General features: G+C 63.5%; 15 protein-coding genes. 8 read left to right on the top strand and 7 right to left on the bottom strand.

Annotation, left to right across the window (positions count from 1 at the left end):
• Genes E3O45_RS09340 through csrA form a run of 8 tightly spaced genes read left to right on the top strand, consistent with a single transcriptional unit; the run spans position 1 to position 6,843 of the window.
• The gene (locus E3O45_RS09340) at positions 1-462 is read left to right on the top strand and encodes a flagellar biosynthetic protein FliO (protein ID WP_134443145.1); all 462 of its coding nucleotides are present in this window, start codon (positions 1-3) and stop codon (positions 460-462) included.
• Positions 463-464: 2 nt separating this feature from the next.
• The gene (gene fliP / locus E3O45_RS09335; RefSeq protein ID WP_370450355.1) at positions 465-1,289 is read left to right on the top strand and encodes a flagellar type III secretion system pore protein FliP; all 825 of its coding nucleotides are present in this window, start codon (positions 465-467) and stop codon (positions 1,287-1,289) included.
• On the top strand, positions 1,289-1,564 hold the full coding sequence (gene fliQ, locus E3O45_RS09330; RefSeq protein ID WP_134443144.1) for a flagellar biosynthesis protein FliQ: 276 nt from the start codon (positions 1,289-1,291) through the stop codon (positions 1,562-1,564). The genes fliP and fliQ overlap by 1 nt, the downstream gene beginning before the upstream one ends.
• 18 nt (positions 1,565-1,582) lie before the next feature.
• Positions 1,583-2,341 (top strand): flagellar biosynthetic protein FliR, encoded by a 759-nt coding sequence (locus E3O45_RS09325; RefSeq protein WP_134443143.1) that lies wholly within the window; start codon positions 1,583-1,585, stop codon positions 2,339-2,341.
• Positions 2,342-3,469 (top strand): flagellar biosynthesis protein FlhB, encoded by a 1,128-nt coding sequence (locus E3O45_RS09320; protein WP_134443142.1) that lies wholly within the window; start codon positions 2,342-2,344, stop codon positions 3,467-3,469. It begins immediately after the preceding gene.
• Positions 3,470-3,497: 28 nt separating this feature from the next.
• Complete coding sequence (locus E3O45_RS09315) at positions 3,498-5,522, top strand: flagellar biosynthesis protein FlhA (protein ID WP_241978855.1); 2,025 nt, start codon at positions 3,498-3,500, stop codon at positions 5,520-5,522.
• The gene (locus E3O45_RS09310) at positions 5,497-6,513 is read left to right on the top strand and encodes a hypothetical protein (RefSeq protein ID WP_134443140.1); all 1,017 of its coding nucleotides are present in this window, start codon (positions 5,497-5,499) and stop codon (positions 6,511-6,513) included. The genes E3O45_RS09315 and E3O45_RS09310 overlap by 26 nt, the downstream gene beginning before the upstream one ends.
• A gap of 9 nt (positions 6,514-6,522) precedes the next feature.
• On the top strand, positions 6,523-6,843 hold the full coding sequence (gene csrA / locus E3O45_RS09305; protein WP_134443139.1) for a carbon storage regulator CsrA: 321 nt from the start codon (positions 6,523-6,525) through the stop codon (positions 6,841-6,843).
• A 60-nt stretch (positions 6,844-6,903) separates the two neighbouring features.
• Here csrA and E3O45_RS09300 read toward each other — a convergent pair whose 3' ends face one another.
• The 7 genes from E3O45_RS09300 to E3O45_RS09270 are packed head-to-tail and all read right to left on the bottom strand — an operon-like array spanning position 6,904 to position 12,437.
• Positions 6,904-7,281, bottom strand: a complete 378-nt coding sequence (locus E3O45_RS09300) for an RNA-binding S4 domain-containing protein (protein WP_092450597.1) — start codon at positions 7,279-7,281, stop codon at positions 6,904-6,906.
• A 29-nt stretch (positions 7,282-7,310) separates the two neighbouring features.
• Positions 7,311-8,210: a prenyltransferase gene (locus E3O45_RS09295; protein ID WP_134443138.1), complete on the bottom strand. Its 900-nt coding sequence runs from the start codon at positions 8,208-8,210 to the stop codon at positions 7,311-7,313.
• On the bottom strand, positions 8,203-8,523 hold the full coding sequence (locus E3O45_RS09290; protein ID WP_134443137.1) for a lycopene cyclase domain-containing protein: 321 nt from the start codon (positions 8,521-8,523) through the stop codon (positions 8,203-8,205). Before E3O45_RS09290 ends, E3O45_RS09295 begins: the two co-directional genes overlap by 8 nt.
• The gene (locus E3O45_RS09285) at positions 8,520-8,843 is read right to left on the bottom strand and encodes a lycopene cyclase domain-containing protein (protein ID WP_134443136.1); all 324 of its coding nucleotides are present in this window, start codon (positions 8,841-8,843) and stop codon (positions 8,520-8,522) included. Before E3O45_RS09285 ends, E3O45_RS09290 begins: the two co-directional genes overlap by 4 nt.
• A complete protein-coding gene (crtI, locus tag E3O45_RS09280; protein WP_134443135.1) occupies positions 8,840-10,486 on the bottom strand; it encodes a phytoene desaturase family protein in 1,647 nt (548 codons plus the stop codon). Before crtI ends, E3O45_RS09285 begins: the two co-directional genes overlap by 4 nt.
• Complete coding sequence (locus tag E3O45_RS09275) at positions 10,483-11,391, bottom strand: squalene/phytoene synthase family protein (protein ID WP_134443134.1); 909 nt, start codon at positions 11,389-11,391, stop codon at positions 10,483-10,485. Before E3O45_RS09275 ends, crtI begins: the two co-directional genes overlap by 4 nt.
• On the bottom strand, positions 11,391-12,437 hold the full coding sequence (locus E3O45_RS09270; protein WP_166789447.1) for a polyprenyl synthetase family protein: 1,047 nt from the start codon (positions 12,435-12,437) through the stop codon (positions 11,391-11,393). The genes E3O45_RS09275 and E3O45_RS09270 overlap by 1 nt, the downstream gene beginning before the upstream one ends.
• Positions 12,438-12,640: the final 203 nt, after the last annotated feature.

Here is a 12,640-nt window from a genome sequence, read left to right as displayed (position 1 = left end):
GTGGACACCCTTATAGTTGCAGTCCGCGTTATTCTGTCCCTTGCCGTCGTGCTTGGCTTGCTCTGGTACATCCAGCGACGTCTGTCGCGGGGGAGTCGGAGGGCCGGTATCGCGCAGGCAGTGACCATCGTGGGGCGTCACGGCGTCGGGCAGAAGGCATCCGTTGTCGTCGTCGATGTCGAGGGGCAACGACTCGTGCTGGGCGTGACCGAGCAGTCAGTGACCGTGCTGTCGAGCGCGACGGCCCCGCCCGCGCCGGAGCCCGCAGAAGCTGCGGTCGAGGGCGCCAACGGTTCGGCATTCGCTCGTGTTTTGCGGGCCGTTTCAACGGAGCCGCCGACGCCCGTCTCGCTCGCGCCCCGTGAAAGCGACGTGTATGCGCCACCGGCGCGCCTCGCGGGATCGATTCTCTCACCGGCCACCTGGACGCAGGCCGTCGATGCACTGCGGCACCGCCGGTGAGCGTGACCAGCGTCGACGCGCGTGGAAGGACGTCCATTCCTCTGACCGTACGACTGATCGCTGTGTTGATCGTTGCCGCGGCAATCGTTCTGGTGTCAGCAACCGGGGCTGAAGCGCGACCCATCCATCCGCTCATGCCGGATGATTCCGGTGGGACCGACGGCTTCACGATTGATATCAACGGGCCGAACGGTGGGCCGTCTTCGTCGATCGTGACACTTGTCGGCATCACCCTGCTCTCGGTTGCCCCGGCACTGTTGCTCATGATGACGTCGTTCACCAAGATTTTCGTAGTTCTCGCTATGACGCGTAACGCTCTCGCGCTGCCGTCGATCCCGCCGAACCAGGTGCTCGCCGGGCTGGCGCTTTTCGTGTCGCTGTTCATCATGGCGCCGGTGCTGACGGACATCAACGTTCTCGCGGTCGGCCCCTATTTGGACGGGACGATGTCGTTCACCGACGGGTTGGCTGCTGCGTCCGACCCGCTGCGGCAATTCATGCTCGGCAACACCCGCGAGGAAGATCTCGCGCTCATGACCAGAGCGGCCAACCAGGCGAATCCTGAGGATGCCGCCTCGGTTCCCCTGCTTACCCTTATTCCCGCGTTCATGATCTCGGAGTTGCGAGCCGCCTTTATCATCGGGTTTGTCATCTTCATTCCCTTTCTGGTAATCGACATCGTGGTGGCGGCCGCGCTCATGTCGATGGGTATGATGATGCTCCCGCCCGTGATGATCTCGCTGCCATTCAAAATTCTGCTGTTCATTCTGGTCGATGGCTGGGGCTTGATCATCACAACGCTCGTCGGCAGTTACCGGACCGGCTGATGGATACCAACGCGGTTCTGGACATCGGGCTTCAGGGTCTCATCCTGGCGGCCAAACTTTCAGCACCCATCCTGATCACGGCCCTCGTCGTGGGCTTCGGCATCTCCCTCCTGCAATCCATCACCCAGATTCAGGAGGTGACACTGTCCTTCGTTCCGAAGGCCGTCGCCGTCGCCCTGGCCCTGCTGATCACCGGTCACTGGATGATCGCAGAATCGGTGTCGTTCACCTACGCTATGTTCGAAAAGATACCGGCGCTACTCGGCGGTGGCTGACCGTGGGCACCTTCTGACATGGAGTTCGTTCTCAACTTCTCGATGATCGAGGCGACCATGCTCGCCGGAGTGCGGATGATCGCCTTTCTGGTTATCGCGCCGCCATTTTCGTTCAATGCATTTCCGTTGCGGATCAAGGCGATGCTCGCGCTCGGACTGGCCCTTGCCGTTTCACCGGTCGTCACGACCGGGTATGAAACGCTGGATACGCCCGCGTTCATTGGGGCGCTCGTACTCGAGGTCGTCGTAGGGGCCGTGCTCGGCATTCTGGTCTTCATCATCTTTGCCGCCATCCAGGTGGCCGGCGGTCTGATCGACATGTTCGGCGGATTTTCTATGGCGCAGGGGTTCGACCCCCAGTCCATGGTGAACGGTGCCCAGTTCACCCGCCTCTTCCACATGACGGCGATCGGGCTGATGTTCGCGTCTGACAGCTATCAGTTGATAATCGGTGGACTCGTGCGCACCTTCACGGCGATTCCTCTCGGCGGTGGACTGAACCTTGCCGATCCGGTCGAAGCCATGATCGGTGCAGTGTCACAGATGTTCCTGGCCTCTGTGCAGATTGCTGGACCACTGTTAGTCGTGCTGTTTCTTGCCGATGCGGGATTGGGCCTCATCACCAGGGTTTCGCCGGCACTCAATGCTTTTGCGCTCGGGTTTCCCCTTAAGATCTACCTCACTCTCACCCTGGGATCGATCGTCTTCATTGCTCTGCCCGGTATCGTCTCGACTCTGACTGGTCAAGCCGCTGAGTTCTTATTGGGGGTGAGGTGAATGTCTGATCCCGGCAATTCCGGGGAGCGCACGGAACCGGCGACGCAGAAGCGGATGAAGGAGGTTCGTGAGAAGGGCCAGCTTGGAAAGTCGCAGGACGTGACTGCCTGGGTAGGCATCGGTGCCGCGGCGGTCATGTTTCCGTTCACCATCTCGCGGTCAGCCGATGCGGGCGTCGAGCAATTCGTGGGCATCCGTGATCTGATTCTCAACGCCGACGCCGATGCAGCCGTCGTCGTCCTCGTAGACGCCGTTGCCTCACTCGCGTACATCATGACGCCGTATTTCGGTGTGGTCATGTTTGCCGTCCTTGCTAGCGCGGCCTTGCAGGGCGGCATCCACTTCAAAAAATTCACCGGAAAGTACGAGCAGTTCCAACTCGTCAAGGGGCTGGGTCGAGTTTTCGGAGGTCAGGCGCTGTGGGAAGGCATCAAAGCCCTACTCAAGACCGCTGTCGTCGGCATCGTGCTCACCCTAGTGATCCAGGGAATGATCCCGGTGCTGATGACCGGTGGCGGACTGCCCCTCACCGAACTCATCGACGTGGCCGCTGAGGGTACCGCGTTGCTCATGCAGGCGGCGGTCATCGCCGGTCTCGTTCTCGCCGTGGCCGATATCTACGTCGTCATGCGTCGAAATCGCAAGAAGACACGCATGACGAAAAAGGAGGTCTCCGACGAGCACAAGAGCTCTGAAGGTGACCCGATGATCAAGTCGCAGCGTCGCGCCCGCCAACTGGCGATGAGCCGAAACCGAATGATCGCCGCCGTGACCGATTCGGACGTGGTCATGGTCAACCCAACCCACCTGGCCGTTGCACTCAAGTATGAGCCTGGCCGCTCGGCGCCACGCGTGGTGGCCAAGGGGGCCGGGCATATTGCGACCCGCATTCGAGAGCAGGCCGAAACTGACAAAGTGCCGATCGTGCGTGACATTCCGCTGGCTCGAGCGCTGCACTCAGCATGTGAGATCGGGCAGGAGATTCCTGTTGAACTGTACAATGCCGTAGCGCGTGTTCTCGCTTTTGTGATGGCGCTCAAGTCGCGCGGCGCGGCTTCGGGAGTGCACACGATGTCATCCCCCTCCACCCTGCCGTCCCCACCCGCCCCACCATCCGGAGAGCACTGACGTGAATAAGAATCTGGCGAAGATCGCCATGCCGGTCGGAGTGGTGGGGATCATCCTGCTGCTCATCGTGCCGATCCCGGCTGGGCTGCTCGACGTGCTCATCATCGTGAACATCATGCTCGCGTTGGTCACCCTCCTGACCACCATGTTCGTGAAGAAGCCGCTGGAATTCTCGGTCTTCCCCTCCCTGCTGCTCGTGGCCACTCTCTTTCGCCTCGGCCTCAACGTGGCATCCACGCGCCTCGTACTGGGAGATGGATACGCGGGCCAGGTGATCGAGGCCTTCGGTCACGTTGCTGTCGGTGGCTCCATCATCATCGGCGCTGTAGTCTTCCTTATTCTCGTTGTCATTCAATTCGTGGTGGTGACCAAGGGAGCGGAGCGCGTGGCCGAGGTCGGAGCGCGATTCACCCTCGACGCCATGCCAGGTAAGCAGATGGCGATCGACGCCGACCTCAACGCCGGTCTCATTACGGACTCCGAGGCCAAGGCCCGGCGCGCGGAAGTCTCCGCCGAAGCGGACTTCTACGGTGCCATGGACGGAGCGTCGAAGTTCGTCAAGGGAGATGCCATCGCTGGCATCGTCATCATCATCATCAACCTCATCGGTGGAATCACCATCGGCATGGTGCAGCGTGGAATGGGCGTCGGGGAGGCGCTGGAGACTTACGCGCTACTCACCATCGGCGATGGTCTGGTCACGCAGATTCCGGCGCTGCTGATGGCGGTGTCCACCGGTATGATCGTCACCCGATCGAATGCCGAGTCCGACATCGGCTCGACGGCCACCACCCAGCTGACTCAGTCTCGTCACTCGTTGACGATCGCCGGCTCGGCGGCGATTCTGATGGCAATTATTCCGGGAATGCCCGTGCTCCCTTTCCTCCTTGTCGGTGGCACGCTCATCCTGGTGGCCCAACGATTGAAGGCCCAGGACAGCAACGCGCGGGCAGCGGTGGATTCCGCCGCCGTCGTCGGGGCGCAGGCCCCGCAGACCGACAGCTCCGAAGACCTCATCGCCCAGATGCGTGTACACGCACTAGAAATCCTTCTTGCTCCCGACCTCATCGATATCGTGTCGGGGGGATCGGACGACCTGCTGGCCCGTGTCCGTGGCCTGCGTCGTAAAATCGCCATGGATCTTGGTGTCGTTGTTCCTCCCGTGCGCACCCGCGACAGCATTGAGCTGCCACCCTCGACCTATGTCATCCGCATCTCAGGAGTGGAATACGGGCGAGGGGTGGCCCCAACCGGCCGGGTGCTGGCCCTGGGCGATGCCTTGGAGAGCCTGCCCGGAATCGCCACGGTGGAGCCGGTCTTCGGTCTTGCCGGCAAATGGGTACCCAGCGAGATGCGGCACAGCGCCGAAATGACCGGCGCGACTGTAATCGACCGAGTGTCCGTGCTCGTCACCCACCTCTCGTCGATCATCACCACCAACGCGGATCGGCTTCTCACGCGCGAAGACGTGCGAGTTTTGACCGATGGCGTCAAGCAGGTGAACCCGTCGGCCGTCGACGACCTGATTCCTGGGCTGCTTTCTCTTGCCGAGATCCAGCGCGTACTGCAGGGGCTTCTCGGTGAGCAGATTCCGATCAACGACCTGCCGCGCATTTACGAAGCCCTCGCCCTGCGCGCCAAGGCTTCGAACGACCCCGAAGGGCTGATCGAGACCGCCCGGGCAGCGCTAGGACCGGCACTGACATCCCAGTATCTCGATGCGGGAATTTTACGCGTCATCATGATCGAGCCGATACTGGAACAGGCCATGTTGGAAGGCCTGCGACCCTCTGAGCAAGGAACACAGATCCTCATGGACCCCGACCGCATTGAGGGCGTTCTGGACTCCGTACGGTCACAGGTCGCAACGGTTGAAGCGAGCGGCCAGACGGCGGTTCTGGTCTGCGCTCCGGCGCTTCGACCCGCGATCCGCAGGATGGTGTCTGCGCAGGCAGGCGGCCTGCCTGTGCTGTCCTATGGAGAAGTCACCTCAGCCAATGTCGCCATCGAGACGGTAGGAGTGGTTCGTGGAACCGGCCAGATTTCTGCTTAAAGGTACAACGCTGCTCGAGGTCACCGACCGGGCGCGCACCCTTCACGGTCCGGATGTGCGAATCATTTCCGCTGAACGAGTCACTGTCGGCGGAATCCGTGGTTTCTTTGCACGCCAGTCCTACGAAGTGCTCGTCGAAGTGCCCCGACCCGATTCAACGTCGCAAATCGACGACGATATTCTGAATCTACCGAAACGTCTCGGTATTGCCGCACTCCTCGATGACGCGGACGAGGGCGATGTTATCGAGCCGAAGAGGGGGGAGCGAGCAAACGCGCGGCATGTCTCCACTGAGACCGACCGATTTGCCGAGATCATGGACGAGCTCACCTTCGATACCAACGATCCGGACCAACCGGACTATAGCGAGGGGCTGGATCACGAATTCGTGCCCACGCCCCGGTTCGATGAGCCGATCATTGCGTCCAGGGGATCATCATTTGCCGAGCGATTGTCAGAATCAACTTCGGAGACAGCTGTACCGCCCGTCAGCCGTGTTGCGCCTTTTCCACTCACCGGCGCCGGCGACCTGGTGGTTGTCGTAGCACTGGACGACGCGGCGCTGCTGGCTGCCCGGTCCATGGCAGACTCCAGCGGCTCGAGTGAAGTCTATGCGGCAGGTCGTGCGGGACTGACTGGGGTCGACCGCGTCAGTGATTCCCGAGCGGCACTGGCTGCGCGGGCACGCGGAGTCGGGCGCGATCAGGTTGTATTCATCGCTTTTCAGTGGGAATCGCAGGACCTCAATCGGCTCACGGCCTCGCTGCGAGCGCTGGGGGCCGACCAGGTTTGGGCCGTTGTCGACGCGTCCCGCAAACCTGACGACACCGCGGAGTGGGTGTCCATGGTCGACGCCGCCGTGAGCATCGACGCCATCGTCGTGATGGGCGAGGAACTGACTCGCAGCCCGCAGACCGTGGATTATTTGGGAATTCCTGTTGGGTGGGCGAGCGGCCGTCCAATTCAGCGCCGCCCCACCCTCGAACGATAGGATTGAAGGATGCTCGTTCTGACACGGAAAATCGGGGAGAAGATCCTCATCGGCGACGACATCGTCATCTCCGTGCTCGACGTACGCGGCGACAGCATCCGCATCGGGGTGGACGCCCCTCGTGGCCTGAAAATCCAGCGTGATGAAGTTGTTCGAGCGGTGTTGGAGGCCAACGTTGCCGCAAGCCAGGTCGACCCGGCCGCCGAAGACCGCATCAAAAATTCCCTCAAGTCGCTTGCCGCCCTTCAGTCGGTTCGGATCCAGGCTTCGCCCGCCGTGCCGCTCGAGGCCGCGGAGACGCCCGCTCCGCATCCGCCACGGGTGCATTAGCCAGCACCTGCAGGATCAGCTGCACCGCAGCGTCTGTTTCGCGGTTATCCGGTGATGCCGTTACTCGGTGATGTGCCCGCGCAGCTCGTCGATTTCCCGGCGCTCGCGCTTGGTCGGCCGCCCGGCGCCGCGATCTCGCATCGGCACCAGCGCGACCTCCTCGCGCGGCGGCGGTGGGGGAGTGTGGTCGACGTAACACTCGGCGGCGAGCGAGGCCCCGACCCGCTTGACCACGAGGCGTGACACGATCAGCACCCGGTCGAATCCGGCCGTGCGCACGCGTACCTCGTCGCCGATATGCAGCGCCTGCGCGGCCTTGGCCTTGTCACCGTTGACCTTGACGTGCCCAGCGCGGCAGGCGGTCGTGGCCATGGACCGCGTCTTGAACAGGCGAACGCCCCAGCTCCAGCTGTCGACCCGGGCAGAAGTAAGCTCCATCACACGACTCTAGCTGGCCTCGGCCTGCGTCACGCGGCCAGACGGATGGAGTAGAGCAGCAGCAGGGTCACGAGAAATCCGCTCAGAAAATTGAGCCGGAGAAAGCGCTTCCAGCCCCGGTTCGCGCGGCCCGACTCGGCATCGCTGACCGTCCAAAATGGCCGAACCGCGAGAATATACGGCACGACGAGCAGAGCGGCCAGCGGCCCGGGCCACGGTGTGAACATCATGAGCAGGCCGGCCAGGGCCCAGAAGGTGATCGCGAGGCGCACCGTCGGCCAGGCGCCGAGCGCCGTCGCGATCGACGCGATTCCGGCGTGGCGATCGGGTTCAACGTCCTGCACGGCGCCGAAGGCATGGCTGGCCATGCCCCATAGAAAAAACGCCGCGAGCAGGGCCAGCAGTCCAGGGGTGATCGTGGCGCCGGCCACGACGAGGCCGTAGACGGCCGGGCTGACGAAGTGCGTGCTCGAGGTGATCGAGTCCAGAATGGGGCGTTCCTTGAACCGCAGTCCGCGCACCGAGTAGGCGACGACGGCGAACAGGCTCCCGGCCAGGACGACCCATGACAACGGATGCTCCGCCCCCGCCAGCACCAGCATCGCCGCCCCCACAATCCCCACGTTCACGACACCGGCGCCGATCACCAGGTGGTGCAGAGCGGGATGCAGCAGAGCCCCCTCCGCGCCGCCCTTCCGAGGATTGCGCAGATCGGACTCGTAGTCGAAGACATCGTTGATTCCGTACATCAGGAGGTTGTACGGAATGAGAAAGAACAGGGTGCCAACGATCAGCAGTGCATCGAAGCGTCCGGTGGTCATGACGTAGGCCGCGGCGAAGGGAAAAGCCGTATTTATCCAGCTGAGCGGCCGGGACGACAGCACCACCTGGCGGGTCTTCCATGACACCGTGCCGAGCTGCTCAGTCATCCGTTCGTCCTATCTTGGTACGGCCCAGGAGAACCCACAGTGCAGGCAGCAGAATCGCCGCGGCCAGTGGGTAGGCAAAATCTTCGATCGGAGCGAGACCGATGAACAGACCCGAAATATGCGCCGGGTCGTAGCTGAACAGTCCAGCCCCGATCATCAGGTTATCGAAGACGGCCGTGAGTAGCAGGGTCAAGGCGAGGGCCAGCGTGACGGACACCACGAATCGGCGGGAAATCAACTGGCGCGCGAGCGCCATCGTGGCAATCGCGGCGGCCACGGCCAGAAAGATCGCATTCAGGATGAGATAGGTCATGCTCGGGTTTGCCGGTGCAGCACGAGCTGGGCCCCCCGTACCAGGTTCATGGTGAGATAGCAGAGAAAGGTGAGAAAGACGAGCTCCTCGAGCGGTAGTTCCGGCGCCAGCTGCAGCCCGGTCATCAGGGTGGTTTCCCCGCGGTAGAAGATGCCCAGGCCGATTCCGAACAGGTCCCAGGTCAGAAAGAACAGCACGCCGATGCCGACCACGAGCACGGCTCGAACCGGCGAGTGCCAGAAAAACAGACCAAAGCGCCAGTCCAGAACGACCATGCCGCCGAGCGAGACCAGCAGGGTGAGCAGGTACAGCAGGGTCACGATTGCTGCGGCGCAGACTCCACCGGGTCTCCGGCAGCCCCGTTCAAGTAAGTCGGACGTGCGGGCAACGGTTCGGCGAGCGGTCCCGTGGTCGTGTCGTGGCGCATCCGCTTAAGCAAAATCTCGGCGCTGATCAGGCACATAGGCAGTCCAATACCGGGAATGGTGGTACCGCCGGCGTAGTACAGTCCCGAGATTTTCTTCGACATGTTCGAACCGCGCAGAAAGGCGCTCTGCCGCAAGGTGTGCGCGGGGCCGAGGGCGCCGCCCTTCCAACTGTTCAGGTCAGCGGCGAAGTCGGCCGGACCGACGGTGCGGCGCACCACGATCCGGTCGGCCAGGTCGGGGATGCCGGCCCAGCGGGAGACCTGCTCGATGGCGGCATCCGCGATCAGCTCGATCGCCCGCGAGCCGGCACCGTTGACACCACCGTGGCCAAGGGTCACGTCGGGCGGCACCGGCACCAGCACGAACAGGTTGCTGCTTCCGGCCGGCGCCACCGACTTATCCGTGGCGCTCGGCATGCAGACGTAGAGCGAGGCCGGTGACGGCACCGAGGTGCGCTTGCCGAAAATCTGCCCGAAGTTCTTGCCCCAGTCCGTGGTGAAGAACAGTGAGTGGTGCTGCAGTTGGGAGATCTCCCCGGTCACGCCGAGCATGACCAGCACGGCCCCGGGGCCCGAGACGCGCTTGTCCCACCAGCGCTGGGGATAGGTTTGCAGTTCGGCCGGCACCAGCTCGGTCTCCGTGTGGTGCAGGTCAGCCGACGACACGACCGTGTCGGCGTGCAGATGCTGCAGCTGGTCGTCGGCGTCCAGGTAGCTCACCCCGGCTATGGCCTTCTGATCGCTGACCCGAATTTCGGTGACCCGCGCGCCGGTGACGAGCTGCACACCCTCGGCGCGAGCGAGCGCGGAGATGCTGTCGATCAGGGTTCCGAAACCGCCCTGCGGGTAAAGCACGCCGTCGGCCAGATCGAGATGGCTCATGAGGTGGTACATCGACGGCGTCAGGTTCGGCGCCGACCCGAGAAAGACCGCCGGGTAGCCGAGGATCTGCCGCAGTCGGGGGTCGCTGACAAAGCCGGCGACGAACTTGTCCAGTGGTTGCAGCAGCAGACGGGCCAGCCGTCCGAGCCGCCGCAGCACGTCGGGCACTAAAAACGGGCGAAACGATTCGTAGCTGGAGTACAGAAAACGCTGCACGGCCAGGTCGTAGGTCTCGGCGGCCGAGTCGAGATAACGGCGAAGCGCCGCCCCGGCCCCCGGCTGCAGCTGCTCAAATAAGCGGATGTTGGCGGCCCGGTCAGCGAGAATATCCACCGGCGCCTTTTCCCCTTCAAAGTGCACCCGATAGCCCGGGTCCAGCTTGACGAGGTCGAGTTGTTCGGCTGCGGAGGTGCCGAGCAGGCGGTAGAAATGCTCGAATACCTCGGGCATGAGATACCACGATGGGCCGGTGTCGAAGCGAAAGCCGTCGGTGTTCCACACGCCGGCCCGCCCGCCGAGCTCGGAACGGGCCTCGAGCAGGGTCACCTCATGGCCCTCGCGGGCGAGCAGGGCTGCACTCGCGAGGCCGGCGATACCGCCGCCGATCACGATCGTGCGGGTACGTCCGGTGCCGGTGGTTCCTGGGCCGGTCATCGCTTCCACGCGCCGGGTCCGAGGGTAGCGGTCAGAGCAATCACGAATTTTTCTCCATCCGGCACCCGAACGCGGGAGCGCAGTAATCGATCGGCCGGTGTCGACCGTAGTCGATTCGACAGGCGGGTGAACAGGCCCTGCGCTGCGGCCACGGCCCGGCGGCAGCTGGCGGGCAGCAGGGGCAGCACGGCGCTGGCGATCTCGAGGTCGGCATCAATGTCTTCGAGGATCGCATTTTTCTGCGGGTCGCTGAGGTTCAGCGGGTCGATTCCCGGAAAGTAGTTGCGGCCGAGCACCTCACGATCGCAGGACAGGTCGCGCAGAAAATTGATCTTCTGAAAGGCCGCGCCCAGGTGGCGGGCACCGTCTTCGAGCACACTGACTTCGGCGGCGGTGCGGGGTGAGTGCTGCAGAAAGCAGCGTAGGCACATGAGTCCGATCACCTCGGCCGAGCCGTAAATATATTCGGCGACGCCCTCGGCGGTGAATGGTTCCGGGTCGAGGTCCCGGCGCATCGACGCAAAGAATGGGGCAATCAGACTGGAGTCGATGCCCGACTGGCGGGCCGTTGCAGCAAAGGCGTGCACTACCAGGTTCGTGCTGTAGCCGCGTACGATCGCCCGCTCGGTCTCGAGTTCGAGCTCGTCGAGCAGGTGCCGCTGTTCGTCGATGGAGACACCGGCCTCGGCGGCGGCGCCGTCCACGATCTCGTCGGCGATGCGCACAAGGGCATAAATGGTGCGCACCGGCGTGCGCACCCGGGCGTCGAGCAGCCGGGTGGCCAGTCCGAACGAGGTGGAATAGTGCCCGATGACGGTCGTCGAGCTCGCCCGGGCCGTCTCGGCGTACTTGTTCAGGTTGGTGGTCGTGCTGCCGGTTTGAACCGCGGCCCGAAATTGGCCCATCAGCGTGACCGATTCACGGCGGCTTCGGCGAGTTCAATCAGGCTGGCGCGCAGTCCCGCCGGAATGATCGCCGGGTCGAGGGCCTCCACCGCCAGTCGGGAGTGGTCGTAGGCCAGGCCTTCGGCCGCTTCCTTCGCTCCGCACGCGCGCAGGTATTCCCTGGCGCGTTCCGCTTCGTCGTCATTCAGGTCGACCTTGCCGAGATAGGGAGCGATCAGCGACCAGCTGGCCGTGCTGCCGGCGTGGGCGATCAGGGCGGTCTGCTTGCCCTCGCGCAGGTCGGCCGTCACGCTCTTGCCGGTTTTAAGCGGATCGCCGAAGACGCCGAGCAGGTCATCGGTCAGTTGGAACGCCACTCCAACGAGCCGTCCGTAGCGGCCGAGAACGCTAATTGCATCGGCTCCGGCCCCGGCCAGTACCGCTCCGGCCTGCAATGGGGCTTCGAAGGAATACACGGCGGTCTTATTCTCGAGGGTGGTGATGACCTCGGCCACCGTGAGCGGATGCCGCGCCGAGCTATTGGTGACGTCGGCCAGCTCCCCGGCTGCCGAGACGAAAACCGCCCGGTCAAGCAGGTCGAGCAGGCGCAGCCGGGTGGGCACATCGACCGGCAGTTTCGCCAGCGCGCGGTGTGCCTCACTCAGGGCGAGATCGCCCGCGAGAATTGCCGCCGCCGCAGCCCAAACCCCGGCCTGGTCGGCCGCTGCACCGTGGGCGAGCGCGCGGTCACTGAAGCGACCGGCAATGTTGGCCACCCCGCGGCGGGTCAGATCGCGGTCGATGACGTCGTCGTGAATGAGGAAGGCCGTGTGCAGCAGCTCGAAGCTCACTGCGACCGGAGCGACGAGGCCCTGATCGCGTCCGCCGAAACCGGCATACGCCGCCAGGACCAGGGCAGGGCGCACGCGCTTGCCGCCACTGCTGGCCTGGGCCAGTGAATCCCAGAGGGCGACGTAGTGCTCGCCGTAGTCGCTCGCCCGCAGGCGTGCGGCAGCGAAGAATCGAGCCAGCTCGATTTCTACTCCGGCCGGAACCGTGTCAAGCATGAACACGGTCCACGTGCTGTACTTGTGCCGGCAGTGTTGGCGGCGACCCGTTGGGCTGGGGTGCTGCTCCGTCGTGCGTGTGCTCATCAACCAGCAGAATTTCGTGTTCATTCAGCGCGTTGGCGGTGTGCACGTGCTCTCCTTCTTAAGTCAACCCGATCATTACACGAATAACTAACCAGGTTAGCGACAGCTCACGTTAG

The organism is Cryobacterium sp. TMS1-20-1 (assembly GCF_004402355.1).
In the GTDB taxonomy this organism is placed as follows: Bacteria; Actinomycetota; Actinomycetes; order Actinomycetales; family Microbacteriaceae; genus Cryobacterium; species Cryobacterium levicorallinum.
Note: the sequence above shows the minus strand (reverse complement) of the source record. Positions and strands in the feature narration are given on the sequence as shown.

Excerpts from the sequence above, each read along its gene's own strand:
- fliQ (WP_134443144.1), top strand. The coding sequence starts at position 1,289 with ATGGATACCAACGCGGTTCTGGACATCGGGCTTCAGGGTCTCATCCTG.
- E3O45_RS09325 (WP_134443143.1), top strand. The coding sequence starts at position 1,583 with ATGGAGTTCGTTCTCAACTTCTCGATGATCGAGGCGACCATGCTCGCC.
- E3O45_RS09320 (WP_134443142.1), top strand. The coding sequence starts at position 2,342 with ATGTCTGATCCCGGCAATTCCGGGGAGCGCACGGAACCGGCGACGCAG.
- E3O45_RS09315 (WP_241978855.1), top strand. The coding sequence starts at position 3,498 with ATGCCGGTCGGAGTGGTGGGGATCATCCTGCTGCTCATCGTGCCGATC.
- csrA (WP_134443139.1), top strand. The coding sequence starts at position 6,523 with ATGCTCGTTCTGACACGGAAAATCGGGGAGAAGATCCTCATCGGCGAC.
- E3O45_RS09300 (WP_092450597.1), bottom strand. The coding sequence starts at position 7,281 with ATGGAGCTTACTTCTGCCCGGGTCGACAGCTGGAGCTGGGGCGTTCGC.
- E3O45_RS09295 (WP_134443138.1), bottom strand. The coding sequence starts at position 8,210 with ATGACTGAGCAGCTCGGCACGGTGTCATGGAAGACCCGCCAGGTGGTG.
- E3O45_RS09290 (WP_134443137.1), bottom strand. The coding sequence starts at position 8,523 with ATGACCTATCTCATCCTGAATGCGATCTTTCTGGCCGTGGCCGCCGCG.
- crtI (WP_134443135.1), bottom strand. The coding sequence starts at position 10,486 with ATGACCGGCCCAGGAACCACCGGCACCGGACGTACCCGCACGATCGTG.
- E3O45_RS09275 (WP_134443134.1), bottom strand. The coding sequence starts at position 11,391 with ATGGGCCAATTTCGGGCCGCGGTTCAAACCGGCAGCACGACCACCAAC.
- E3O45_RS09270 (WP_166789447.1), bottom strand. The coding sequence starts at position 12,437 with ATGCTTGACACGGTTCCGGCCGGAGTAGAAATCGAGCTGGCTCGATTC.